Genomic DNA, 24,316 nt, shown 5'->3' with positions numbered 1-24,316 from the left:
TTACAAAAACTGTTAGTGATTGAATCGTAAGGAACTAAGCTAACAGCCAGCTATGCGTAACGCCAATAAAAGCCAAGATATTACTGATCGGCGGCCAAACCAAAATTGTAATATCCGTGCTAAGTATAAGGGCGACCATGTGGTCGCCCTTTTCTAGTTATTCTTATCAATCTCAGACCACAAGAGATTATCCTTTCACGCCACCAGCGGTTAGACCACCAACCAACCAGCGCTGCGCAAGTAAGAATACGGCAGTGATTGGCACTGCTGAAAGTACAGCAGCTGCGGCAAAGTCACCCCACAAGTAGTTTTGTGGATATAGGTATTGCTGCATACCCACTGCAAGTGTGTACGAGTCTACATCAGAAAGCAGTAGTGACGCTACAGGAACTTCACCAATTACCATGATGAACGACAATATGAAGACTACCGCTAGGATTGGCACAGACAGTGGCAGCAATACCAAACGGAATGCTTGCCATGGTGTAGCACCATCAAGAGCCGCTGCTTCTTCTAGAGACGAGTCAATACTTTCGAAGTAGCCTTTAATGGTCCAAACGTGCAGTGCGATACCGCCTAAGTAAGCGAAGATCAGACCGCCATGCGTGTTCAGACCAAGGAAAGGAATGTACTGACCCAGTTTGTCGAACAACGCGTACAGAGCAACCAGTGCCAACACCGCAGGGAACATCTGGAAGATCATCATCGCTTTAAGAATGGTGTTCTTACCTTTGAACTTCATACGAGCAAACGCGTAAGCCGATGTGGTTGATAGCGCCACGATTAGGATTGCAGAAATACCACCCACTTTTACCGAGTTCCACAACCATGTCATTACTGGGAATGGTGGCGGTGTAACTGTACCGTCTGGATTAGTCACCGAGAAACCTAATGCCAATTTCCAGTGATCAAGTGTTGGGTTGTCTGGGATCAGGCTACCCGTTGCAAAGTTACCTTCACGGAATGAAATCGCGATGATCATCAGTAAAGGGAAAATAATCAGTGCCAAGAATGCCCACATCGCAATATGAGTAGCCCAAACACGATACTTTAATGACTTACCTTGTACCATTGCCATTGTAATTTCTCCTTAGTCCTGAGCTACTTTAGTTACGCGTAGGTTGATAAGTGCCAATGCGCCAACCAATAGGAAGATAAGCGTTGCTACCGCACTTGCTAGACCGAAGTCTTGACCGCCAGCACCTTCGAATGCGATTCGGTAGGTGTAACTTACTAGCAGGTCGGTGTAACCCGCAGGCTCTGATGTACCAATCATGTTTGGACCACCGCCAGTCAACAACTGGATAAGTACGAAGTTGTTGAAGTTAAATGCAAAACTCGCGATCAACAATGGTGTTAACGGCTTCAACATCATTGGTAGTGTGATACGTGTGAAGTTCGTGACAAAGTTCGCACCATCAATGGCTGATGCTTCATATAAATCGTCTGGAATCGCTTTTAGTAAGCCCATACACAAAATCATCATGTAAGGGAAACCAAGCCAAGTATTAACAATTAAGATCATGGTTTTCGCCATGAACGGATCAGAGAACCAAGCCGGGCTAATGCCGAATAAGCCTTCCAACAACATGTTGATCTCACCAAAGCTTTGGTTAAACAAACCTTTAAAGATCAAGATAGAAATAAACGCCGGAACTGCATAAGGCAGGATTAGCAACAAACGGTAAACTGAGCGACCTTTAAGTGCTTCCCACTGAACCACACTGGCAAGGACAAGACCAATAACAAGCGTAAACAATACGGTTAGCGCAGAGAAAACAATGGTCCAGATAAAGATACTGATAAACGGCTCTTTGATACCATCATCTTTCCAAACACGCTCAAAGTTGTGGGTACCAATGTTCACCACGAAACCTGGTGACACTGTGCTGCCAACAAATTGACCGTTTTCATCGACAGGCTGGTAGTAACCTACTTCCATATTTGGACGTAGCGTTTCTTCAGTCCGGTTGTTGTAAAGCGTTTCACCATCTTCTTGTAATGTGTACAAAGGCACAACTGCAGCAAATTTGCGCAGCCCACTCATACGGATATCATCACCGCTTGGCAAATGTAAATCGACACTGCTCAACGCACTGCGGTTCTTAACAATCGCCTTGATTGATTCTTTTTCACCCGTCACTTCTTCAATTGGTGAAAGATCAAACTCCGATGCTGAAAGGTTATCAAGCTGAAAAGTCGGGCTTGCAAGTAGCTCACCATCTTTTTCAACCACAAGTTGATGGCCTTGCTCCGTTTTATACAAAGTGAACGGGTAGCTATCACCACTTTGGTAAGTTCGGTCCAAAAGTACGTTCTGAGCGCGATCAAAAGAGAGTTGGTTCTTCGCGCTATAGTTGGTAAACGCCAAACCTATGGTGTACGCCAAAGGAAAAAGAATGAAAAGGATCATCCCTGCTATACCAGGGTAGATGTAACGGTGTGCGTACGTCTTTTTACTACCAAAGATGAACAACGCTAAAGCGGTAAGAATGAGCGTAAGTAGTGCAAACGCAATCTCACCGCGAGAATACATAAGGATTGTTGCGTAGCCATTGATGATGCCGACTGTGCCTAAAAGTGACCATTTCATGAACACTTTTTTGCTGCTCGGAAGGCTGGCTTCTGGTGCTGTCATAGCATTTGTACCTTGAACTGACTGCATAGGGAACCTGCTAGCGAATATAGAATAAATATAGAAAAGTAAGGAGGAGTTGCCTCCTCCTTAAAAAGATCTTACTTAATTATTTAGTCATTTGTTTTTCTGCATCTGCAAGAGCTGCATCGACAGTTTGACGACCGTCAACTACGTTGATGATTGCGTTCTTAGCCGCACCCCAGAATGCGTTCATTTGAGGGATATTTGGCATGATTTCGCCGTTCATCGCATTGTCCATTGTTGCAGCGATACGAGTATCTGAATCTAGCTCACGTTGGAACGAGTTAAGCGCTACCGCACCTAGAGGCTTATCGTTGTTAACCATACGTAGGCCATCGTTTGTTAGTAGGTAGTTCTCAATGAACTCAACTGCTAGGTCTTTGTTTGGAGACGCAGTGCTGATACCAGCTGTTAGAACACCAACGAATGGCTTAGAAGATTGACCTTGGAACTTAGGTAGCGTAGTCACGCCGTAGTTAACGCCAGACTTCTCAATGTTGCCCCAAGACCATGGCCCGTTGATCGTCATCGCTGTTTTGCCTTGGTTGAACGCAGACTCAGACACTGAGTAATCCATATCCGCAGAGATTACGCCTTTATCAACTAAGCCTTTTACGAAGCTCATTGCGTCTTTAACGCCTTCTTTCGCGATACCAGCGTCTTTAACATCGTAACCTTCAGAAGTGTATTTAAACGCGTAGCCGCCATCAGCCGCCATTAGTGGCCAAGTGAAGTACGGTTCTTTTAGGTTCCACATGATTGCAGACTTGCCGTCTTTTTTAAGTTTTGCATCTAATGCTGCAACCTCTTCCCAAGACTTTGGTGGGTTTGGAACTAGGTCTTTGTTGTAGATTAGAGATAGAGACTCAACCGCAACTGGATAGCCGATCAATTTGCCGTCGTAACGTACTGCATCCCAAGCGAAATCAACGATACCTTCTTGAATATTCTTAGAAGGTTTAATTTCTGCTAGCAGGCCAGCTTCTGCGTAACCACCGAAACGGTCGTGAGCCCAGAATACGATATCAGGACCGTCGCCAGTCGCTGCAGTTTGAGGGAATTTGTCTTGAAGGCCATCTGGGTGAGCCACAGTCACTTTAATGCCTGTGTCTTCTTCAAATTTCTTACCAACTTCAGCAAGGCCGTTGTAGCCTTTATCACCGTTGATCCAGATAGTAAGTTGTCCTTCTTCGATGGCAGCATTAGCACCAAAAGAACCCAAAGCAACAAGAGTACCTAGTGCTACAGCGCTTAACTTTTTCATGTTCGTATCCTTTTTATATTTTTGATGTAGGGCTAGTCCATTGAGGTTCAGCCGTATTTCGACATATATCATCTGAAATAATCCAATATGTCTCATCCTCCTAATCCCTACGCCCTTACAATTATGACGTATTTTCGTGATCTAAATCGCCAAGGGTAAGAGACTCAAATCACAAAATGGACAGTTCCTGTGATCGGTTTCAACTTTAGGTGGTGCAATAATGTGATTTCCGACCAACTGCTTTCTTCCTCCTCCTTTTTTACTCCTCCCTTTCTACTCCCCCTACAATTATTTCTATTAGGAGGATGTCGCACTACGCACAATCTTAGAAACTGCAGTCATCCAAGAGTGGATGGTAAGAACCCTTTCCCAGCAGTGCCTACGTATTAGGAAAAGATTTGCTGGTTTTGCATTGCCAGACGAGTGGAATGTCATTATTAGTGTTGTTTGTGGTAATTATTTCACGGGGGAGACAATACGAATAATGTGGGGGAGAGAAACTCGTACTTGGCTATGATGGGTAGCACTTCTATTCAGGACATTTTATTGAAGTGCTACCCTACTTTTCTTACCAACCGCAAGAACTTACCGATTCCTACTGTTACTGCTCGCTAGATAATTCATATAATGATGAGCGGTGAATAATAAAAAATTGATCGAGGACGAGCTACATGGCGAGTGTCACGTTAAAAAATGTTTGTAAAGCGTATGGCGACGTACTGATTTCTAAGAACGTAGACCTAACAATCAACGAAGGTGAATTTGTTGTTTTCGTAGGTCCATCAGGTTGTGGTAAATCTACCCTTTTACGTTGTATTGCCGGTCTTGAAGACATTACTTCAGGTGATTTGTATATTGGTGACCAGCGCATGAATGACGTCGAACCATCCAAACGTGGTGTTGGTATGGTATTCCAGTCTTACGCTCTTTACCCGCACCTTAACTTATATGACAACATGTCATTTGGCTTGAAACTAGCAAAAGCAGACAAAGCAGAAATCGACAAGCGTGTTGAACAAGCAGCAGAAATCCTACAACTAGGCCACTTGCTTGAGCGCCAACCAAAAGCACTTTCTGGTGGACAGCGTCAACGTGTGGCGATTGGCCGAACATTGGTATCGCAGCCAAATGTATTCCTTCTAGATGAGCCACTATCAAACTTGGATGCGGCACTGCGTGTAAACATGCGTGCACAAATTACTAAGCTACAACGCCAACTTGGTTGTACCATGATCTACGTAACGCACGATCAGGTAGAAGCGATGACAATGGCAGATAAAATCGTTGTACTAGACGGCGGTTATGTATCGCAAGTTGGTAAGCCGCTTGAACTTTACAATTACCCACAAAACCGCTTTGTAGCTGGCTTTATCGGTTCTCCGAAAATGAACTTCATGAGCGTATTCATTGATGAAGTAGAAGCAGAGCGCGTCAAAGTTCAACTATCTAACGGCGTATCTTTCTGGATTCCGGTGGATGGTACAACAGTTAACCGCGGCGACCGAATGTCTTTAGGCATTCGCCCTGAGCACCTATTATCCGCTTCTGAAGCTGATGCAAGTATTCACGGTGAAGTGATGATTGTTGAGAAGCTAGGTAACGAAACTCAAGTATACCTAAATCTAGAAGGCGCGGACGCCGACGTTATTTTCCGTCAGCCTGACACACTTGCAGTCGACACTGGCGATAAAATCGAGATCGGTATTCCAGCTCATCGTTGTCACCTGTTCCACAGTGATGGTCGCGCATGCCGCCGCCTATACAAAGAAAACGGCGTAGAAGTCGAATAGCTAATTCGTCCTTACTCAAAAATCCCTCTCAAGTGAGAGGGATTTTTTTATCTTAATAAATATCAGCAATTCGATACTAAATCATTAATCGTTAACGAATCAAATCACCCGTTTCTTCTACCCTCACATAAACCATTGTCTTTGTACTGATACTTCATTTTTAATACTTTTCCTCATTCCTCATAAGTAAGTACCAGCTTTTTCCTAACCCGCCAAACTTAGCCAAAGGGCTAAATATCATTCTTATTTCCACTTACCTCAACAACGCAAATTTTTACACTTATCAACGAAATTACACGTGACAAAAAAACTCAGTAGCATTCAACAGAATGCTCTGTGCACCAACTACTAATAACGTTCACGACACGGCAATTGGGGAAGACACCCAAGGGCGGTAGCGTGTCAGAAGGGAAACTGAGTCATGAAACAAAAAGGACTTATCCGCTCTCATGAGATGGAGTTCGCTTTTTTATATCGCATCTCAGATCTTGCTGTCATCGTCTCTTTTATGCTGCTTTTAGTGTTCAAAGACATGAATACTGCGATGGGGAAAGATTACGTCATATTGGCTTTCGTTGGAGGCATCTCTTTTCTATTTATGGCAGAAAGCGGCAATCTGTATCGCTCTTGGCGAACCAGTTCGTTTAAAGAGCAGATGTTTATTGTCTGTGTTTCTTGGGCGGTGACTTCTGCACTTATCTTTATTGTGCTGTATTTTTCTGAAGTCCATACCTTATTTGATAACACAATTTTAGCGCTGTGGTTTGCGATTACGCCCGCTCTGCTTTTAGCATGGCGAGTAACATTCCGTACCGGATTAGCCTATTTGAGAAAAAAAGGATTCAACACTCGCACTGCGATCATCATCGGCCAAACTCCTCACGGCATTACCCTAGCTAACGAAATTCAAAACCACACAGAACACGGCGTGCTTTTTGATGGCTTTTACGACGAACGATCTTCCGACAGATTGCCAAATTCTGATTATCCTATTAAAGGAGCTGTTGACCACGCCCTTGAGCGAGCTAAAAAAGGGGAAGTAGATTACGTCTATATCGCGATGCCAATGCACGCAAAAGAGCGCATTGCGTCACTTCTTAACCAATTCTCAGATACCACCGCAAATACGTATCTGATTCCCGACTTCTTCACTTATAACCTTTTACATTCTCGTTGGGCGCAGATCGGCCAAGTTCAAACACTAAGTGTCTTTGATACACCTTTTTCTGGAATTTCTTCTTGGGTAAAACGGTTTGAAGACATCTTGTTTTCGAGCATTATTTTGGTCTTAATCGCCCCTATTCTATTCGTCATTGCGATTGGCATTAAGGCAACTTCTAAAGGCCCTGTCATCTTTAAACAACATCGTTACGGTCTTGATGGACGCAAGATTGAAGTCTGGAAGTTCCGTTCAATGACAACCATGGATCAAGGTTCCAACGTGAAACAGGCGACAAAGAACGATCCTCGTATTACGCCTTTTGGCGGATTTCTACGTCGCACCTCTTTGGACGAACTACCTCAATTTATCAATGTACTGCAAGGGACCATGTCTATTGTCGGCCCACGCCCTCATGCCGTGGCACACAATGAAGAATACCGTCAGATCGTGGATCGCTACATGTTGCGCCACAAAGTAAAACCAGGCATTACTGGCTGGGCACAGATTAATGGTTATCGCGGCGAAACCGACACCTTAGAAAAAATGGAAAAGAGAGTCGAGTTTGATTTGGATTACATCCACCATTGGTCGGTTTGGATGGACATCAAAATCATCTTTATGACCGTTTTCAAAGGCTTCACTGGTGCTAACGCTTACTAAGGTTGAGATTATGAAGAAACTGACAATGGCAATAGCATTGAGTCTGTTTTCTACTGACTTGCTCGCAGAACCGATGGCTTACCAAACCGAGTCTGGTATAGAGTTGATTCCCCTCGTAAAAACTTTCTACGAGGGAGATGACAACATCAATAAAGCGGAAAAATCCGGCAATGTAGAATCGGTCAATATTTGGGGTATAGAACCAAGCTTACTAGCACGTATAGAACGGAATCGCTATCGCGCAGATATTTTATATAAGTTAAAAGCGGGCTTTTCATCTGACGATCGCAACGACTTCGACGACCACACTTTTCAGTTTTCCAACTTTTTCGAATTTAATCATCGTCATCGTTTAGTGGTTGATTACCGTTTTCGCGCCCAGCATGAAGTTCGAGGAGAAGATATTACCGAAGGTAATGGTAGTGCAATCGACTCACCAATAGAGTTCAACCGTAACGATGTAAAAACCAATTATGTCTTTGGATCTAACGGTGCCAAAGGCAGACTCGAATTCGGTTTAGGCTACAGTGATAAAACCTATCAAAACTATCGTGACGGCTTGCCTGGTCGCCCAAACGCTAAAACTAAATACAACGATTTTCGAGCTCCCAATGCACATTTGGAGTTCTATTTAAGAGCGACGCCAAGAACCTATTGGTTAGTCGGAACAAACCAAATCGTAACCGATTATCAGCACCGAAATTCTGCGCAGCCATCGAAAGATAACAACACCAGTTTCTATTACACCGGTGCCGAATGGGAAGTCACAGGAAAAACCAAAGGCATCGCTCGACTCGGTTATCAAATCAAAGATTTTGACAGCGCTCAACGAGAGACATTTAAAGGCTTTAGTTGGGATATCGGCTTTGAATGGTTGCCTCAAGAACAAACTCTAGTCAGCGTGAAAACCACTCAAGCGGCGGTTAACCCCGATCAAGATGGCGATTACAACCTACAAACTCGTTACCGACTGAACCTGAAGCACGATTGGAATAGTTACCTTGCAACTCGCTTAGGTGCTGTTTATCAACAAGATGATTACACGGGAATCTCCAGAAACGACGATCGGTACACTCTATCTTTTGGTATCGATTATCAGATCAAACGTTGGATACAGCTGCAAGCCGATTGGCAATACCAAGATAAAAACTCTAGCCGATCGGGTTATAGCTTCGAACAGAACATTTGGACTTTAAGCGCACAGTTTTCTCTGTAAAAAGGATTATTAATGAAGGCATTCATCAAATTCATGAGTGTAGCGTTGTTGCTATTTAGCACTTTGGTCAACGCTGACTCAAACGAGGAAGATTACTTACTCGATACTGGCGATACCATTTCCGTGCAGGTCTATGGTGAAGAAGATCTTACGATTAAAAATATTCTAATAACGTCAGATGGCTATTTTGATTACCCCTACCTTGGCCGAATCAAAGCAATCAAAAAAACACCGAAACAACTCAAATACGAAATAGAAACGGGTTTAAAAGGCGATTATCTCATCAATCCAAAAGTGATGGTCACCATCAATAATTTTCGTCTGTTTTACGTTAATGGCGAAGTCAGGAAGCCTGGTGGATTTGAGTACCGTCCAGGATTAACCATAGAGAAGGCGATCGCTTTAGCAGGTGGCTTGACCGACAGAGCCTCACGCAAAGGCATTAACCTAACCAAGCATAAAACGGGTCAAACGATGGAAGGAGTCAGTATGCACCGCAACGTTGAACCTGGTGACATTGTATTTATTGGCCAGAGCTTCTTTTAAGTGACAGGGAATCAAATGAACGGGACTCATCCAAATAATCTCCAGATGAACAAAGTAGAACTGATTCGTTTTGGCCATCACTTCAAAGCGATTAAAAAGAATTGGCTAAGCATCGCAGCATTCACGCTTCTGTTCTCATTAACTTGTACTTGGTATATCTACTCCAAAGCATCGATATACCAAGGTACAGCTACGCTACTCATCCAAGAGGAGCAAAAAAGCGCCCTTTCAATCGAGGAAGTATATGGCGTCGACACGACAAAAAAAGAGTACTTTCAAACGCAAATCGCCATTTTAAAATCGAATCATATTGCAGATAAGGTCATTAGAGAGCTGAACCTCACCCAATTACCTGAATTCACAAGCTCAGGGGGGTTAAATAAAAAAATCGACCAAATAAAGTCGATTCCTTTTGTTCAAGACCTACTGAATGTGGCACCAAGCCCAAAAGAAACCGCCCAGTTTTCAGAGTCCTATTATCAGGCACTTCAAGCTTTCAGAAGTAAACTCGATATTGAGCCAGTACGTAACACCCAATTAGTCAGAATTCGCTTTCGCTCTACCGATCCTAAGCTTGCGACGACAATCGCCAACGCGGTCGGCCAAGCCTACATTGACGCAAATTTTGAAGCCAAATTGGTCGTTACACAAAATGCGGCTACTTGGTTGACAAATAACTCTCAAAAATTGGAGGAGCGATTACGTAACTCGGAGCAAGCGCTGCAAGAATTCTTGTTAAAAGAAGGGTTGATCGATATAAACGGTATTGATGAAATTTACGCAAATGAGCTAGAAGAACTCACTCGCAAGCTGAATATCGCTGTTAATAAGCGTATTGAAGCGCAGACGTTAATCCAACTGTTACAACGTAAATCTTCGCAAAGTTTAGACAGCTTGTTGTCAATTGATGAATTCGCTAATCAAGCGCAAATCCGCGATCTAAAATTGTCGGAAGCACAGGCAGCCAAAAATCTCTCTGAACTGGCACAGCGCTACGGACCTAAGCATGATCGAATGATTCAGGCGAAAGCACAGCTTGCTGAAATTCAATCAAGAACCCAGCAACTCATCCGTGACATTTCCTTCAGTAAGCAACAAGACCTTCTTGCTGCAAAAGCGCAAGAGGACATGCTTCGAGCAGAACTCGATAACAAAAAGTCAGACTTCCAATCGTTAGGGTCACAAAAAGCGCGTTACGAACAGTTAAAACGCGAGGTTGAATCCAATAAGGCACTCTATGAAGCGTTCTTAAATCGTGAGAAAGAGACCAACGCCACCAGCGACTACAAGAATGTCACGGCTCGCTTTACTGATAAAGCCATCATTCCTCTATTCCCGGTGGCACCACAACGAATCAAACTGGTACTGATTGCCACCTTTTTTGGCTTTGCCATTGCTTGCGCTCTAGTCATCATCTTAGAAACGATGCGAGAAGTTATCCGAAGCACAGCCGATGTGCAGGAAAAACTTGGTGTTACGTGTTTAGGTGTGATTCCTATGGTCAAAAAACGCAATTTGCGTAAAAACGGCGTCAGTTATACCGCGTATTTAGATGATGAAGAAAAGCTATTTAGTGAAGCTTGCCGCTCCGTCAGAACCTCGCTTCTGCTCAGATTAACCAACACGAAGCAAAAGATATTGCCCTTTACCTCTGCTATTCCAGAAGAAGGAAAAACATCGACCAGTATCAATATGGCGGTGTCGTTTTCAAAAATGGAAAAGGTGTTGATCATCGACTGCGATTTACGTCGACCTTCCATCGCAAAGCGATTCGGTATTGCTGAATCAAGCCCTGGCTTAACGCATATCCTGACGATGGATACGCCAATCAAAGATTGTGTTACACATATAAAAGAAGCCAACTTAGATGTATTACCGGCCGGCCTAATTCCGCCAAACCCACAGGAATTACTGGCTTCTGATCGCTTTAAAAAGTTGCTCGAACATTTTCAAAATAAGTATGACCGGATCATTATCGATACACCACCCCTACTGTCAGTGAGTGACGCACTTATTCTTGGTCAGTATGCCAATGGTCTGATCACCGTCATTCGCTCAGAATCAACAAAATCATCACTGGTTAACCTTGCGTTATCTAAACAAATACAACACTCAGTTCCATCTCTTGGCGTCTTAATCACACAAGCCAAGGCCAAGGAAGGAGAGACGCTTTATGTCCAGAAATACGCCTACTAACGTAAACCTATCTTGGTACCAAACGTTGAAAAGCCAAGAACAGCCGGTATTGATCTATCAAATGGGCAAAGTAGGTTCGAGTGCATTAGAGCATTCCATTCCTAACTCGATTCACTTGCACGACCTTATGACCGTCGATGCGCAAAAACAAATATCCCCCGTTAGAGCGCAATTGCATAAGCCTCAGATCAATGCGTTAAAGCGACGACTAAAGCGTATAACGATGAGCCATATGTTAAAGCGCAAGAAAAAAGTTCGAATTATCTCTCTGGTGCGTGAACCGATCGGACGAAATGTCTCAATGTTCTTTCAAGCACTTCCTTTTTGGATGGCGGACAAATATCTAAAGGATGACAGCGCAATACGTACCGAACGACCGCAATTACTCCAAGAAGCATTTGATAAGCACATGAATCATCAATATGCGCTGCAGTGGTTTGACAACGAGATCAAACAACTAACAGGGATTGATGTGTTTAACGAGTCTTTTAATCACGAAGTAGGCTATCAAACATACCATAACAATAACTTCTCACTGTTGGTCATTCGAAGTGACAAGCTAACGAAGGCTAACTCCGCAGTTGAAGACTTTTTAGGTTACCCCGTGGATGTTGTTTATGAAAATCAATCAGACAACAAATGGTACTCGCCACTAATGAAAGAATTCAAAACGCAATTTCAACCTACACCCGAGTACGTTGAAGAAATGTTCTCATCAAAATTAGCACAACGTTTCTTTTCAAACTCTGAAATCCTATCACTCAAGGAAAAGTATTTAAATGAAAATACTACACATAATCAATGACTTATCTAGCAATGGTGGAGCGCAGCGCTTTCTTGTAGATCTAGTAGTCCAGCGTATGCCTCAATATAAAATACGAGTTCTCATTCTTAATCCAGACAATGATTTCGAGGAAAAACTGAAAGAAAGTGAAGTGACGTGCTATGTTTGGAAGTCACTGTCTCTAATTGAAAAATGGAAAATACTCCAATGGCCAGATTTGGTACATAGTCATTTATTTCCTTCTATATACCTCGCTCTATTTTCCTTTGGAAAAAGGAAAATACAAACAGAACATAACACAACTAATCGACGCAGGGACTATCCATTATTTAAGTTTATGGAGCACCTTCTTTATATGAACAATGACAAAACTATTTGCATCACTCACAAGGTTCAAGAAGCATTAGTTAAATTCATACCAGCATACAAAGACCGCTATGAAGTAATATTCAATGGTGTAGATCTTCATCGATTCTCTAGACAACCTAAATTATATAAGGCGCTAGAAAAAAAAGGAGTTATAAACATAGGAATGGTTGGTAGGCTTCATCACTATAAGGACCACGATACATTAATATGTGCAATAGCTAAATTACCAGAAAACTACCACCTCCATCTAGCTGGAGACGGAGAAAAAAAACAAGTTCTTAGAAAAAAAGCAAAAGATTTGAACTGCGATCATCGTATACATTGGTATGGTATCACATCTGACATTCCTCGATTCTTATCTAGTCTCGATCTGTATGTGCAATCTTCAAAAGTAGAAGGTTTTGGTCTTGCGGCTGTAGAGGCTATGGCTGAAGGGTTACCAGTTCTAGGCTCGGACGTCCCCGGACTAAATGAAGTAATCGGAGATAAAACTTATTTATTTAAACAAGGTCAATCCGATGACTTAATAACAAAAATACTTCACATAGTGGGTAGTAAAAGCTCCTATGAAGCTGCTTCCTGTTTTTTTGTCGAACGTTGTAACCAGTTTACTTTGAATAACTTTAGGAACAGCTATTACAAAATTTATGATGAACTTTGTACCGATAAATAACCAAACTCCGATAATAGCTGCGTGCTTACTAACATTGTTCTTTATTCCAATGAAGTTTCGTGCTGGAGGAATAGCGCTAGCCCCATCTGACATCGCAAGCCTTTTGTCTATTGGTTTTACTGCATTAGTGGTATTGGAAGGAAAAGCTGAAAAACTCATGCATCCATGTATGGGGTTCCTCGTATTGTTCACTGGGTATGTGTTCATAAATGGTCTGCTAAATCGCGTCCCTTTAATGCCGCTAGTTATAGAAACTGTGCAATGGTTAGCGATTTTGTGCCTACTGAGCCTAATGTACGCCTATGGCGTGTTTGATGACGAACGGGTAATGGTTTATTTCACGTATCTGTTGTTTTTCATCTGTACGCTCGTTGCCTTATGGCACTTTGCTCAGGGTTATCAAAGCGGGTTTAAGTTACTCGGGGTAAGTAAATACGGGTTCGGTGTACTGTGCTCACTACTGTACCTTTATCGAGATAAAATTCGCGCTTTTCACCTTTTGATGCTCGTAGCTTTAGTATTACTGGTGTTGTCACAAGAAAGAAAAGCGCTACTTGGTTTTTGTCTGCTTTTCTTCTTTGACCAACTGCTCGTAAAAAACTTAATGAGAAAATCGCTCAGCGAAACGTACACGTGGGCGATTTTATTAGCCTTGAGCTTCATTGTGTTTACTGCCGTCACAACCACACTCTACGTTGGGTTTGAAACGCTAGCAGACACATTGGAAATAACCCAAGAAGACGTCTTATTTGCCAACCAAAGTGAAGCCCGCTGGGTATCGAATCTTCATAGAAAACTTTTACTTGCCAATGGGCTAGATATTTTACTTCAACACCCAGTGCTAGGTGTCGGCGCGAAAATGTTACCCAACTTTATGATCAGTTACTTTAACTATGATGAGCTGGCGATCTACACCCACAACTTTGTGTTAGATACCGCAATTGAATACGGATTGCTTGGTATCGGTCTGCTGTTTGGTGGTTATTTTCTTTTTATTCGCTTTTGCTTCCGTAGTCTTAATGAAAACAGAAAAAGCCTATTACTTGCGATATACGCCCTCATCATGGTGTTTTTCGTTGCGGTAAACACCACCATAATTTTAATACTCTTATTACCCGTCATGATCAGCATGAGCAACGACTCAAGGGCCATTGCTCATACTTTTCCGGTAAACCATCACCACGAATATGAATAATCAAGGATAGGATAGATGAAGTATTCAATCTCTCGACAATTTGAAAAGAACCGAGAACTCCAAGCTGATAATTTTGTTTTAGTTTACCAAATGGGCAAAGTTGGCTCCTCATCAATTGAGCACACGCTAGGGGAGAAAAATATCCCGAGCTATCACATCCACACCTTTGATGATCACGAAGAATTTCACATGTATCACAATAAAAAAGACGTGAGTAAATTCTTCGACTTCCGAAACCGCGCACTCTATCGCTTAGTGCTCAAGCAGCGAAAACGTATCTTACAAAAACGCGAGCAGATTAAAATCGTTACTCTGGTCCGCGATCCAATCGCAACTGTCTTTTCTCGCTTCTTTCAAGATCTCCATTTGCAATTTATCGAAGGCAAAAAGAACGATGCAATTCACCGAGATATGGAAGTCACGTATCAGCACCTCGAGCATTGTTTTGATAACTATATCAATCTCAACTTTTTTGCGGACTGGTTCGACAACGAGTTAAAGCGTAATTTCAATATCGATGTGATGCGCCAAGAGCTGGACAACACTCAACCTTTCTTCACATTCCAGAACGATCAGGCCAACGTCATGCTAATCAAATGCGAACAGCTCAGTTCTCTTGATAAAGAAATCGGTGAGTTTCTTGAGTTGCAAGACTTCGTGCTGAAAAACAGTAACGAAGCGAAAAACAAGTGGTACTCCAATATCCACCAACACTTTAAGAATCACTACGACTTCTCAAAACTGTTCTATATGTACGATCTTCCCTTGTATCGCCACGTTTATTCAGAGCAAGAGCGTGATGCCTTTAAACACAAATGGATGCAAACACCAGGGACAAAATCATCATGAAGAAAGTACTCCATGTTACAGAAGCGTTTGGAGGTGGCGTTCAAACCGCCCTCTATAGTTATGTTCACTCATCCAGAGACGAGCCTTACCAGCATTTCTTGCTAGCCAGAGCCCGAGAAAACGACTTAACCAATGAGAACAACCACCACATTTTCGTACAGACAAAGTGGGTAGAAGGCGGCTTGCTTCAATTTATTCGCGATGCAAACCACATGATTGCATCACTTAGTCCCGACGTCGTGCATTTGCACTCGAGTAAAGCAGGATTTCTCGGCCGATTTCTAAAGCTTGGCAAGGCACGCTTGGTTTACACACCGCACTGTTATGCCTTCGAACGTGAAGATATCTCAGAGCTTGCACGCCAGATCTATAAAGCACTAGAGAAAGTAAAACTGAGCAAAATTGATGTGGTTGCAGGCTGTAGCCAACGAGAGTGTGACCTAGCCATTAGCATTGGTGCGAAACATGCCGAACTGCTCAACAACTACGTGTCTTATCAAAGTGAAGATCGTATAGAGCGAGACAAGCAAGAAGCGCTGAAGCTCATTGTACTTGGTCGTGTCGCGCCTCAAAAAGATCCTCAGTTTCTTATCAGCACATTGCAGTTCCTTAATCGGTATGCGCTTAACCGCCCGATAGAGATCACATGGATAGGTGGCGGTGACCACGTACTCGAACAGAAATTACGCACTGAAAATGTGGATGTAACGGGCATGCTGCCTCGCGATGAGGTAGTTGAAAAGCTCAAGGGTTCAGACCTTTATCTACACACTGCAGCATGGGAAGGGATGCCGTTAACCATTCTAGAAGCATCCAAGTTACATCTTCCTATGGTTATTCGGACCATCGGCGCAACCAAAGATCTCAACTACCCGTTTTTAGCGCTCACACCTGAAGAAATGGCCAAGCAGATCGCGCATTGTGTCAATCATTATGAAGAGATCGATTTTCGCCAATATACAGCAGAATTAAACGATGCCTTCAGTGAAGAAAAACAGCGCCTAGCACTCAATAAACTATACGGTTAAATGCTCCTATGTTTCACACTGTTCAACAAAAATTACTGTTGATGCCCAGCGGTAAAAAAAGCTTGTTATCTACTGGATTAAAAACCGCAATCACGCGTGTGTTGAGTGCGCTATTTGCTTTTTTACTGACTCTGATTGTATCGAAGACCAGTGACGCTTCGACGGCCGGTCAATTCTTCTTTTTATTCAACCTAGTCTCGCTACTCGCCATCGTTTCTCAGCTAGGTTTTGATGTCTCGTTAGTTCGTTACAATGCGATCGCTTTTAATAACAAAGAGAAGCTTGAACAAAGCCAAAACTATAAAACCGCACTTTATCGAAGTATGGCATTTTGCTTGCTCGCCATAGGCGTTTTGTTGGCAGGGTTTAATCTGTTTCCAGAACAGCTAAACCAGACTCAATCACCAATGTATGCGATTACTTTATGCTTGCTTTGTATACCTTTCTTGGTGCTTGCGCAAACCAACAGTCGGGTGCTTCAAGCATGTAGAAAAGTCGTATCATCTCTGTTTGCGTTGCAGCTTGGGGTAAGCATGTTGATGGTCATTTTTGTCTTTGCCCTAGACTATATCGGTCAGCAAAATATCAACAATCTAATGACCGCACTGCTTTTAGCGAGCATAGGCGTCGCGGTCATATCTAGTGCCAATTGGCTTGGCTCAGATCAATATCAAACATCGGCTTTCGTACCAAACAAAAAAATGGCCGCTTCTGCCAAGCAAGTCTGGGTTGGCAGTATCTTCACGAATGTTCTTCAATGGGGAAGCCTTGTTATTGCGGGCTTTTTTATCTCAACAGCGGAAATCGGTTTGTTAGCCGCAGCCCAACGCACATCACTACTGATTGGCTTTGTGCTGATTACCATTAACTTTGTGGTCGCCCCGATGTTTGCCTCTCTCTACAAAGAGCGTCAAATGCGCAAACTGCAGAACCTGAGCCGCTTGGCGTGCCGAGCCAATGTTGGTTTAGCGATTGTACCCGTAATTATTTGCACCCTCTTCCCCGAGTTTGTAATGCAGTTTTTTGGTGAGGAGTTTCTCGCCGCGGCACCACTATTAGTCGTCCTTTCTCTGGGGCAGTTAGTCAATGTTGCGACTGGTTCAGTAGGTTTTTTATTATTAATGAGTGGTCATGAGAGAACCATGAAATACATTACAATTTCCTCCGGTACGGTGTCCATCTGCCTACTTGTTACGCTTTGTCAAATGTTTGGTGTGATTGGTGCAGCGTGGGCAATGGCAATTGGCATGGCTATCCAGAATTTAGCTGCACTGTACTTTGTAAAACGTTACTTAGGCTTCTTTCCAATAGGTTAATTATGGCTTTAATACTGGCACGCACGAGTTTTGTTTTAGTCCTGATGCTAACCGCTTCACTCTCTTTGTGGAAAAGCTCTGACCTACACCATACTGCTTACCTGCAAATGGAAACCTACTTAGGCGGATCGAGTACGCTTCACTTTACTTTCAGTTTATTGATCGGCTTTTTATCGGTTTTCACGTTCCCTTCTCTGGTGAGCTCGAATAAAACCGACATTTTTGGGATTCGTCTTTTGCTACTGCTGTTGGCTATCGTTTCAATGGAAGAAATAAGCCAACTTTTTATTCCAAATCGATCATTTAGTTTTGATGATCTCAGCACCAACTGGATAGGTGTTATCTCAGGTTACTTTAGTGCCAAGTTAATTCGCTTCATCCGCGCTCGATCGTTCTAGTAATACAGGAATCTCTGAGGGATTTGGGTATATAATTACGCCAAACAACCAGACTAACGAGTACATCATGCCATCTCATCCAACCAAGATTACTTTTTTTGAATTCTTAACTCCGTTGATCACGTCAGGCAAAAAGACGATAACGATTCGAGATGAATCAGAAAGCCATTACGTTCCCAATACAGAAGTCGAAGTTTTTACCTTAGAAACGGATCGTAAAGTCTGCGATATCAAGATACGTTCTGTAGAACCACTTCACTTTGAAGATATTAATGAGTTTCATGCAGAACAAGAAGCCATCGAACTACCAAAACTTAAGCAGTTAATTCGAGAAATCTACCCAAATACCGACACGCTATTTGTTATTGAGTATGAGCTGATTAAATAACCCACAACAAAGGCTAGACGACTGGTCTAATTCATTCTATAGTACACTTCATGAACACAAAGACGAATGACACACGCCAACATATTCTCGACGTCGGATACGAGTTAATCGTAAACCGAGGGTTCACGAGTGTTGGTCTTTCAGAGCTATTAAAAAAGGCCGCAGTGCCAAAAGGCTCGTTTTATCATTACTTCAAATCCAAAGAACAATTTGGTGAAGCGATGATTCAAGACTACTTTACTAAGTATTTTGAGCGTTTAAACGCACGCTTTACCAATACTGAACTGAGTGGCTACCAACGCCTAATGAGCTATTTCGAAGAAATGGTCAAAGTAGAAGACGACGTGTGTAATGCGAACAAATGTTTATTGGTTAAGTTAAGTGCAGAAGTCTCCGATCTCTCAGAGTCAATGCGCTTGGCATTACGCCAAGGAGCAGACAAAACCATTCAAGCGATAGCGGATTGCATTGACATCGGCATTCAAGATGGCTCAATCCCCAATGGTGACAGTGCGTTATTAGCAAGGCAGATATACTACCTTTGGAATGGCGCTAGCTTGCTGAACAAACTTTATCAAGATCAGGCAGCATTGACGCAAAGTCTGACCTATACTCAACACTTACTGCAGAATACGCGCACTTGTCCATAACAGGCGGCGTGGAAGCAGAATGAACACCCTACACACGTTTCACTGTCAGAAAAAGCGTCAGTGTTAACACAGTAAACCTTCCCGCTTTAAATAAGCGGGATATTTTGAAATAAATACTAGACGACCGGTCTAATCAAAAAGTGAGATAGATATGACTAACGCAACAAATCGCAGAATAGTACTCGCGTCACGTCCCCATGGTGCACCGACACAAGAAAACTTTCGTTTAGAAGAGGTAACGAAACCGACTCCGAAAGAGGGTGAAATGCTATTGAGAACGGTTTATTTATCTCTAGATCCATACATGCGTGGTCGCATGAGTGATGCCGAATCATACGCTGACCCTGTTGCAATTGATGACGTAATGGTCGGTGGTACAGTTTGTCAGGTAGAAGCATCAAACCACCCAGATTACGAAGCAGGTGAATGGGTTCTTGCCTACACTGTTGGCTGGCAAGACTACGCTATCTCAACTGGTGAGATGGTCATTAAACTTGGTAAAGAACCGCAAAATCCTTCTTACGCGCTAGGCGTTGCAGGTATGCCAGGATTTACCGCGTACATGGGTTTACTCGACATTGGTCAGCCAAAACCAGGGGAAACCATCGTGGTAGCAGCTGCTACGGGGCCTGTAGGCGCAACAGTTGGTCAAATTGGTAAAATCAAAGGTTGCCGAGTTGTTGGTATAGCAGGCGGAGAAGAAAAGTGCCGTTACGCTAAAGAGGTGCTTGGTTTCGATGAGTGTATTGATCACAAAGCTGAAGACTTTGCAGAACAACTGAAAAATGCCTGTGACAAAGGTATCGATGTTTACTTCGAAAACGTAGGTGGCAAAGTATTCGAGGCTGTAATGCCACTTCTGAATACAAATGCGCGTATCCCACTTTGTGGTTTGATTTCTCAGTACAACGCGACAGAGCTGCCTGAAGGTACCGACCATCTTCCATTACTAATGGGTAAGCTCCTGACCAAACGAATCAAGGTGCAAGGCTTCATCATTTTTGATGATTACGGACATCGTTACGGTGAATTTGCGCAAGATATTAATCAATGGTTGGCAGAAGGAAAGATCCAGTACCGCGAACATCTAGTACAAGGACTGGATAATGCGCCAGAAGCATTCATCGGTCTGTTGGAAGGTAAGAATTTCGGCAAGCTTGTAGTACAGATTAACGACCCATTATAAAAAGGGATATGTAAATGATTAAACTTCACCACCTCAATCAGTCTCGTTCAAAGCGCATCATTTGGTTACTTGAAGAGCTAGATGTAAATTACGAGATTGTACCCTATGTCCGTGATTCCGTGACCTTCATGGCACCGCCAGAACTAAAAAGTGTTCACCCATTAGGAAAGTCACCTGTTCTTGAAGATAACGGCGAGATTATCATTGAGTCAGGTGCAATGACCGAATATTTGATTGAGAAATACAGTGACGGAGCCTTTGCTCCTGAGCGTGGTACAAAAGCACACACAGAATATTTGCAATGGATGCACTTTGCAGAAAGCTCTGCAATTTTACCTATGCTGCTAAAAATCTTCGTAAGCAAAGAGCCAAATGAAACTCAGTTTTTATCAGGCTATGCCGACAAGGAAGCAATGAATGTACTAGGCTACTTCGAGCAATCCTTAGAAGGCAAAACTTACCTAGTAGAAGAGCGTCTGACTGGCGCTGACATCATGATGTCTTTCATTGTCGAATTGGTTCAAAAGTTTGGTTTAGTTAATCACTTCCCTAATATTGAACGTTATGGGAAACAGCTCGCGACACACCCAGCATTTGCAAAAGCTGAACAACTTGAAGTGAAGTACTCTTAATTACTTCACCCCTTTCGCCCCTTTGATGACACGTAAAACTTCATTTAAGGGGCGATATTACTGGCATCGCAGACACGCTAACTGGATAGCGCTCCCCCTCAGTCAATCGCTTTCGAGAACGTCGATTGTTATGTCAATCAAGCTAATGTAGTAAATTTCTGATTCTAATATAGTTTCGACCATAGTCACCATCTATTGAATTGATAAGCAATATCAGTTTTCTCCTCCAGCTTTTCCGTAATAACCTCCTCTACAGTTTCTATGGTATTGAGCCCTGGAGGGGGAAGAAAAATGACAAACAAGAAATTGACTACAGCAGCAGGTTGCCCTGTCGCACATAACCAAAACGTTATGACTGCAGGTCCTCGTGGCCCTCAACTATTACAAGACGTTTGGTTCCTTGAAAAATTGGCACACTTTGACCGCGAAGTGATCCCTGAGCGTCGTATGCACGCAAAAGGTTCTGGTGCTTACGGTACGTTCACAGTAACGCACGACATCACAAAATACACTCGCGCTAAGATCTTCTCTGACATCGGCAAAAAAACAGAACTATTCGCTCGCTTCACTACTGTAGCTGGTGAGCGCGGTGCAGCAGACGCAGAACGCGACATCCGTGGTTTCGCACTAAAATTCTACACTGAAGAAGGTAACTGGGACTTGGTTGGTAACAACACACCAGTATTCTTCCTACGTGACCCACTAAAATTCCCAGACCTAAACCACGCAGTAAAACGCGACCCTCGCACTAACATGCGTAGCTCTACCAACAACTGGGATTTCTGGACATCACTACCAGAAGCATTCCACCAAGTGACTATCGTAATGAGTGACCGTGGTATCCCTGCTTCTTACCGTCATATGCATGGTTTTGGTAGCCACACATTCAGCTTCATCAACGCAGAAAACGAGCGTTACTGGGTGAAATTCCACTTCAAAACTCAGCAAGGCATCAAAAACCTAACTGACCAAGAAGCAGAAGCAATCGTAGGTAAAGACCGCGAAAGCCATCACCGTGACCTTTACGAAGCGATTGAGCGTCAAGACTTCCCTAAATGGAAGATGTACGTACAGATCATGCCTGAGCTAGAAGCGGATGAAGTCAACTTCAACCCATTCGACCTAACACGAGTATGGTCTCAAAAAGACTACCCACTGATCCCAGTTGGTGAGTTCGAACTGAACCGTAACCCAGAAAACTTCTACGCAGAAGTTGAGCAATCAGCGTTCAACCCAGCAGCGGTCGTACCTGGTATCGGCTTCTCTCCAGATAAGATGCTACAAGGTCGTCTGTTCGCTTACGGCGATGCTCAGCGTTACCGTCTAGGTGTGAACCATCATCAAATCCCAGTGAACGCACCTCGTTGTCCTGTTCACAGCTACCACCGCGATGGCGCAATGCGCGTTGATGGCAACTTTGGTTCAACACTAGGTTACGAGCCAAACTACAAACAAGAATGGGCAGAGCAACCAGATTACTCTGAGCCACCTTTACGCATCAACGGCAACGCTGATCACTACGATCATCGTGTAGACGAAGACTACTTCAGCCAAGCGGGTGACCTATTCCGTCTGATGAGCGAAGAGCAACGTCAAACTCTGTTCGATAACACAGCTCGCGCAATGGACGGTGTGCCAGAGTTCATCCAACAGCGCCACGTTCAACACGCATACCAAGCGGACGAAGCGTACGGCAAAGGTCTTGAAATTGCACTAGGCTTAAACAAGTAAGCGAACGCTGCAATCATTACACTGTGTGATTTAAAGACGAAAAAAGGAGGTACTCTACAGTACCTCCTGATTTCAAATCACTAATCCTTAATCACAAGTCATAAACCATGCTCAAGGAGGTTCATTATGATTAACTTAGATTTCTTTAAGCTCTTTGATACCAAAGAACTGTTTATCTATTACTGATTCATCAACTACTGATTTTTAGCGACCGCTTTGATCAGTACTGATGTATCCATGCGACCTAAACCATCACGTTGAAGGTCTGCGTATTGCTCATCCACTTTCTTAGTCAGTGGAAGTTCTAGACCCACTCGCTCAGCTTCTTGCAGACAGAAACCTAAGTCTTTGCGCATCCAATCAATAGCGAAGCCAAAATCGAACTTGTCTTCAGCCATCGTATTTGCGCGGTTTTCCATCTGCCAAGAACCTGCAGCGCCATGCTTAAGCGTTTCTACAACTTGAGCGATGTCCAAGCCTGATTTTTGTGCCAGCAGCAAAGCTTCACTCAGGCCTTGTAAAACGCCTCCAATACAGATTTGGTTTACCATCTTACAGCGTTGACCCTGACCGTTTTTACCCAGTAGCGTCATCTGCTTCGCGTACACATCCATCGCCGGAGACACACAGTCAAAAATGCTTTGTTCACCACCACACATGATGGTTAGAACACCATTTTCTGCGCCCGCTTGACCACCAGAAACTGGCGCATCAATGAAGTGATTACCATACTTAGCACACGCTTCAGCCAGCTCAACCGCTAGGTCTGCAGAAGTCGTCGTGTGATCCACTAACACTGCATCCGCTTTCAAACCAACCAGAATGCCTTCTTCACCGTAAACAACGCTACGAACGTCACCATCATTACCCACACAGGTAAAAACAATGTCACAGCCTTCTGCGGCTTCACGTGGTGTTTCACAAGCCACACCTTGGTATTCTTCAGCCCACTTATCGGCTTTCGCTTTTGTGCGGTTGTATACTTTGGTTTCAAAGCCCGCTTTACTTAGGTAACCAGCCATTGGGTACCCCATCACACCCAGACCAATAAATGCTACTCGTTGTTTTTCCATTGCACGCTTCCCTTAGTTCACCTGACTGAAATGTTTCGTAACATGCTACTAAAGAATTGAAATCATTACTCGTGATTTCTCTTTCCACGGTCTCGATGATCCAGTATTTCAGTTCGTTTATTGCGCCTTCTACACCCCTTTACTTGACGATTAGCATAACAGTCAAAGCACTTAAAAAGGTTTACTACTGCTTAGCATGGAACATCGCTTGCCCACTCTTGTCCTTATTCGACCAGAAATTGATGTTGAACTGAGCATCATCGCTCATCTCAATACGGTGCCAGTACTGCGGTGGGCTGGTAGCAAACTGGCCTGCATTAATCACCACCACTACTTCTGCTTCTGTTGCGTGTTCATCAGCAAAGCCGTAGTAAGTCACTTGCCCTTCCATGACGCACAGCTGTCCAAACACTCCCTCAGCAGTATTGTGATGAGTCAGCAGCGCTGGTGGCACATTGTCTTTAGTGAAGAAAGGCGTTGAACGTTGAACAGTCCAGTCTTTAGGAATTCGTAGATGCGACATAATAATACCCTCTCTAATTACAATTCTT

22 protein-coding genes are annotated in these 24,316 nt (G+C 43.4%); 17 read left to right on the top strand and 5 right to left on the bottom strand.

Annotated features, from left to right (window positions below):
* Positions 1 to 187: 187 nt before the first annotated feature.
* From malG to malE, 3 genes are all read right to left on the bottom strand, one after another.
* Positions 188 to 1,078 carry a maltose ABC transporter permease MalG gene (gene malG / locus R7P36_RS07685; protein ID WP_005375275.1) on the bottom strand — a complete coding sequence of 297 codons (891 nt, stop codon included), beginning with the start codon at positions 1,076 to 1,078 and terminating at the stop codon, positions 188 to 190.
* Between the two features lie 12 nt (positions 1,079 to 1,090).
* On the bottom strand, positions 1,091 to 2,665 hold the full coding sequence (gene malF, locus R7P36_RS07680; RefSeq protein WP_005375273.1) for a maltose ABC transporter permease MalF: 1,575 nt from the start codon (positions 2,663 to 2,665) through the stop codon (positions 1,091 to 1,093).
* A gap of 79 nt (positions 2,666 to 2,744) precedes the next feature.
* Positions 2,745 to 3,923 (bottom strand): maltose/maltodextrin ABC transporter substrate-binding protein MalE, encoded by a 1,179-nt coding sequence (gene malE, locus R7P36_RS07675; protein ID WP_005375272.1) that lies wholly within the window; start codon positions 3,921 to 3,923, stop codon positions 2,745 to 2,747.
* Between the two features lie 671 nt (positions 3,924 to 4,594).
* Here malE and malK point away from each other — a divergent pair.
* The 17 genes from malK (at position 4,595) to R7P36_RS07590 (ending at position 22,692) form a co-directional block, all read left to right on the top strand.
* On the top strand, positions 4,595 to 5,713 hold the full coding sequence (malK, locus tag R7P36_RS07670; RefSeq protein ID WP_318122091.1) for a maltose/maltodextrin ABC transporter ATP-binding protein MalK: 1,119 nt from the start codon (positions 4,595 to 4,597) through the stop codon (positions 5,711 to 5,713).
* A gap of 421 nt (positions 5,714 to 6,134) precedes the next feature.
* Complete coding sequence (locus R7P36_RS07665) at positions 6,135 to 7,535, top strand: undecaprenyl-phosphate glucose phosphotransferase (protein WP_213899130.1); 1,401 nt, start codon at positions 6,135 to 6,137, stop codon at positions 7,533 to 7,535.
* A 10-nt stretch (positions 7,536 to 7,545) separates the two neighbouring features.
* Positions 7,546 to 8,751: an outer membrane beta-barrel protein gene (locus R7P36_RS07660; protein ID WP_213899129.1), complete on the top strand. Its 1,206-nt coding sequence runs from the start codon at positions 7,546 to 7,548 to the stop codon at positions 8,749 to 8,751.
* A gap of 12 nt (positions 8,752 to 8,763) precedes the next feature.
* Positions 8,764 to 9,297: a polysaccharide biosynthesis/export family protein gene (locus R7P36_RS07655; RefSeq protein WP_213870339.1), complete on the top strand. Its 534-nt coding sequence runs from the start codon at positions 8,764 to 8,766 to the stop codon at positions 9,295 to 9,297.
* 15 nt (positions 9,298 to 9,312) lie between these two features.
* Positions 9,313 to 11,493: a GumC family protein gene (locus tag R7P36_RS07650; RefSeq protein WP_213899128.1), complete on the top strand. Its 2,181-nt coding sequence runs from the start codon at positions 9,313 to 9,315 to the stop codon at positions 11,491 to 11,493.
* Entirely contained in the window at positions 11,471 to 12,298 is an 828-nt protein-coding gene (locus R7P36_RS07645) for a putative capsular polysaccharide synthesis family protein (protein ID WP_213899127.1), read from the top strand. The genes R7P36_RS07650 and R7P36_RS07645 overlap by 23 nt, the downstream gene beginning before the upstream one ends.
* A complete protein-coding gene (locus R7P36_RS07640) occupies positions 12,273 to 13,319 on the top strand; it encodes a glycosyltransferase (protein WP_213899126.1) in 1,047 nt (348 codons plus the stop codon). The genes R7P36_RS07645 and R7P36_RS07640 overlap by 26 nt, the downstream gene beginning before the upstream one ends.
* Positions 13,294 to 14,514, top strand: a complete 1,221-nt coding sequence (locus tag R7P36_RS07635) for an O-antigen ligase family protein (protein WP_395234529.1) — start codon at positions 13,294 to 13,296, stop codon at positions 14,512 to 14,514. The genes R7P36_RS07640 and R7P36_RS07635 overlap by 26 nt, the downstream gene beginning before the upstream one ends.
* Before the next feature lie 15 nt (positions 14,515 to 14,529).
* Complete coding sequence (locus R7P36_RS07630; protein ID WP_318122089.1) at positions 14,530 to 15,363, top strand: putative capsular polysaccharide synthesis family protein; 834 nt, start codon at positions 14,530 to 14,532, stop codon at positions 15,361 to 15,363.
* On the top strand, positions 15,360 to 16,391 hold the full coding sequence (locus tag R7P36_RS07625) for a glycosyltransferase family 4 protein (RefSeq protein ID WP_115386771.1): 1,032 nt from the start codon (positions 15,360 to 15,362) through the stop codon (positions 16,389 to 16,391). The genes R7P36_RS07630 and R7P36_RS07625 overlap by 4 nt, the downstream gene beginning before the upstream one ends.
* Positions 16,392 to 16,399: 8 nt before the next feature.
* On the top strand, positions 16,400 to 17,707 hold the full coding sequence (locus R7P36_RS07620; protein ID WP_213899125.1) for an oligosaccharide flippase family protein: 1,308 nt from the start codon (positions 16,400 to 16,402) through the stop codon (positions 17,705 to 17,707).
* Between the two features lie 2 nt (positions 17,708 to 17,709).
* The gene (locus R7P36_RS07615) at positions 17,710 to 18,105 is read left to right on the top strand and encodes a VanZ family protein (RefSeq protein WP_031781000.1); all 396 of its coding nucleotides are present in this window, start codon (positions 17,710 to 17,712) and stop codon (positions 18,103 to 18,105) included.
* A 67-nt stretch (positions 18,106 to 18,172) separates the two neighbouring features.
* Positions 18,173 to 18,493, top strand: a complete 321-nt coding sequence (gene yqfB / locus R7P36_RS07610; protein ID WP_005385855.1) for a N(4)-acetylcytidine aminohydrolase — start codon at positions 18,173 to 18,175, stop codon at positions 18,491 to 18,493.
* 50 nt (positions 18,494 to 18,543) lie between these two features.
* On the top strand, positions 18,544 to 19,143 hold the full coding sequence (locus tag R7P36_RS07605) for a TetR/AcrR family transcriptional regulator (protein WP_213899124.1): 600 nt from the start codon (positions 18,544 to 18,546) through the stop codon (positions 19,141 to 19,143).
* Between the two features lie 151 nt (positions 19,144 to 19,294).
* Positions 19,295 to 20,329, top strand: a complete 1,035-nt coding sequence (locus R7P36_RS07600) for an NADP-dependent oxidoreductase (RefSeq protein WP_115386773.1) — start codon at positions 19,295 to 19,297, stop codon at positions 20,327 to 20,329.
* Positions 20,330 to 20,343: 14 nt separating this feature from the next.
* Positions 20,344 to 20,961: a glutathione S-transferase family protein gene (locus R7P36_RS07595; protein ID WP_005375238.1), complete on the top strand. Its 618-nt coding sequence runs from the start codon at positions 20,344 to 20,346 to the stop codon at positions 20,959 to 20,961.
* 291 nt (positions 20,962 to 21,252) lie between these two features.
* On the top strand, positions 21,253 to 22,692 hold the full coding sequence (locus R7P36_RS07590; RefSeq protein ID WP_017821260.1) for a catalase: 1,440 nt from the start codon (positions 21,253 to 21,255) through the stop codon (positions 22,690 to 22,692).
* A gap of 194 nt (positions 22,693 to 22,886) precedes the next feature.
* On the opposite strand, the gene R7P36_RS07585 is transcribed toward R7P36_RS07590, so the two are convergent.
* Positions 22,887 to 23,765, bottom strand: coding sequence for an NAD(P)-dependent oxidoreductase (locus R7P36_RS07585; protein WP_213899123.1), 879 nt, complete (start codon positions 23,763 to 23,765; stop codon positions 22,887 to 22,889).
* A gap of 184 nt (positions 23,766 to 23,949) precedes the next feature.
* Complete coding sequence (locus R7P36_RS07580) at positions 23,950 to 24,288, bottom strand: DUF1971 domain-containing protein (protein ID WP_017635297.1); 339 nt, start codon at positions 24,286 to 24,288, stop codon at positions 23,950 to 23,952.
* Between the last annotated feature and the right edge of the window lie 28 nt (positions 24,289 to 24,316).

This window comes from Vibrio sp. 397 (assembly GCF_033339395.1).
Lineage (GTDB): Bacteria > Pseudomonadota > Gammaproteobacteria > Enterobacterales > Vibrionaceae > Vibrio > Vibrio alginolyticus.
This window is presented reverse-complemented; position numbering and strand designations above follow the sequence as displayed.

Excerpts from the sequence above, each read along its gene's own strand:
- malG (WP_005375275.1), bottom strand. The coding sequence starts at position 1,078 with ATGGCAATGGTACAAGGTAAGTCATTAAAGTATCGTGTTTGGGCTACT.
- malF (WP_005375273.1), bottom strand. The coding sequence starts at position 2,665 with ATGCAGTCAGTTCAAGGTACAAATGCTATGACAGCACCAGAAGCCAGC.
- malE (WP_005375272.1), bottom strand. The coding sequence starts at position 3,923 with ATGAAAAAGTTAAGCGCTGTAGCACTAGGTACTCTTGTTGCTTTGGGT.
- malK (WP_318122091.1), top strand. The coding sequence starts at position 4,595 with ATGGCGAGTGTCACGTTAAAAAATGTTTGTAAAGCGTATGGCGACGTA.
- R7P36_RS07665 (WP_213899130.1), top strand. The coding sequence starts at position 6,135 with ATGAAACAAAAAGGACTTATCCGCTCTCATGAGATGGAGTTCGCTTTT.
- R7P36_RS07660 (WP_213899129.1), top strand. The coding sequence starts at position 7,546 with ATGAAGAAACTGACAATGGCAATAGCATTGAGTCTGTTTTCTACTGAC.
- R7P36_RS07655 (WP_213870339.1), top strand. The coding sequence starts at position 8,764 with ATGAAGGCATTCATCAAATTCATGAGTGTAGCGTTGTTGCTATTTAGC.
- R7P36_RS07650 (WP_213899128.1), top strand. The coding sequence starts at position 9,313 with ATGAACGGGACTCATCCAAATAATCTCCAGATGAACAAAGTAGAACTG.
- R7P36_RS07645 (WP_213899127.1), top strand. The coding sequence starts at position 11,471 with ATGTCCAGAAATACGCCTACTAACGTAAACCTATCTTGGTACCAAACG.
- R7P36_RS07640 (WP_213899126.1), top strand. The coding sequence starts at position 12,273 with ATGAAAATACTACACATAATCAATGACTTATCTAGCAATGGTGGAGCG.
- R7P36_RS07635 (WP_395234529.1), top strand. The coding sequence starts at position 13,294 with ATGATGAACTTTGTACCGATAAATAACCAAACTCCGATAATAGCTGCG.
- R7P36_RS07630 (WP_318122089.1), top strand. The coding sequence starts at position 14,530 with ATGAAGTATTCAATCTCTCGACAATTTGAAAAGAACCGAGAACTCCAA.
- R7P36_RS07625 (WP_115386771.1), top strand. The coding sequence starts at position 15,360 with ATGAAGAAAGTACTCCATGTTACAGAAGCGTTTGGAGGTGGCGTTCAA.
- R7P36_RS07620 (WP_213899125.1), top strand. The coding sequence starts at position 16,400 with ATGTTTCACACTGTTCAACAAAAATTACTGTTGATGCCCAGCGGTAAA.
- R7P36_RS07615 (WP_031781000.1), top strand. The coding sequence starts at position 17,710 with ATGGCTTTAATACTGGCACGCACGAGTTTTGTTTTAGTCCTGATGCTA.
- yqfB (WP_005385855.1), top strand. The coding sequence starts at position 18,173 with ATGCCATCTCATCCAACCAAGATTACTTTTTTTGAATTCTTAACTCCG.
- R7P36_RS07605 (WP_213899124.1), top strand. The coding sequence starts at position 18,544 with ATGAACACAAAGACGAATGACACACGCCAACATATTCTCGACGTCGGA.
- R7P36_RS07600 (WP_115386773.1), top strand. The coding sequence starts at position 19,295 with ATGACTAACGCAACAAATCGCAGAATAGTACTCGCGTCACGTCCCCAT.
- R7P36_RS07595 (WP_005375238.1), top strand. The coding sequence starts at position 20,344 with ATGATTAAACTTCACCACCTCAATCAGTCTCGTTCAAAGCGCATCATT.
- R7P36_RS07590 (WP_017821260.1), top strand. The coding sequence starts at position 21,253 with ATGACAAACAAGAAATTGACTACAGCAGCAGGTTGCCCTGTCGCACAT.
- R7P36_RS07585 (WP_213899123.1), bottom strand. The coding sequence starts at position 23,765 with ATGGAAAAACAACGAGTAGCATTTATTGGTCTGGGTGTGATGGGGTAC.
- R7P36_RS07580 (WP_017635297.1), bottom strand. The coding sequence starts at position 24,288 with ATGTCGCATCTACGAATTCCTAAAGACTGGACTGTTCAACGTTCAACG.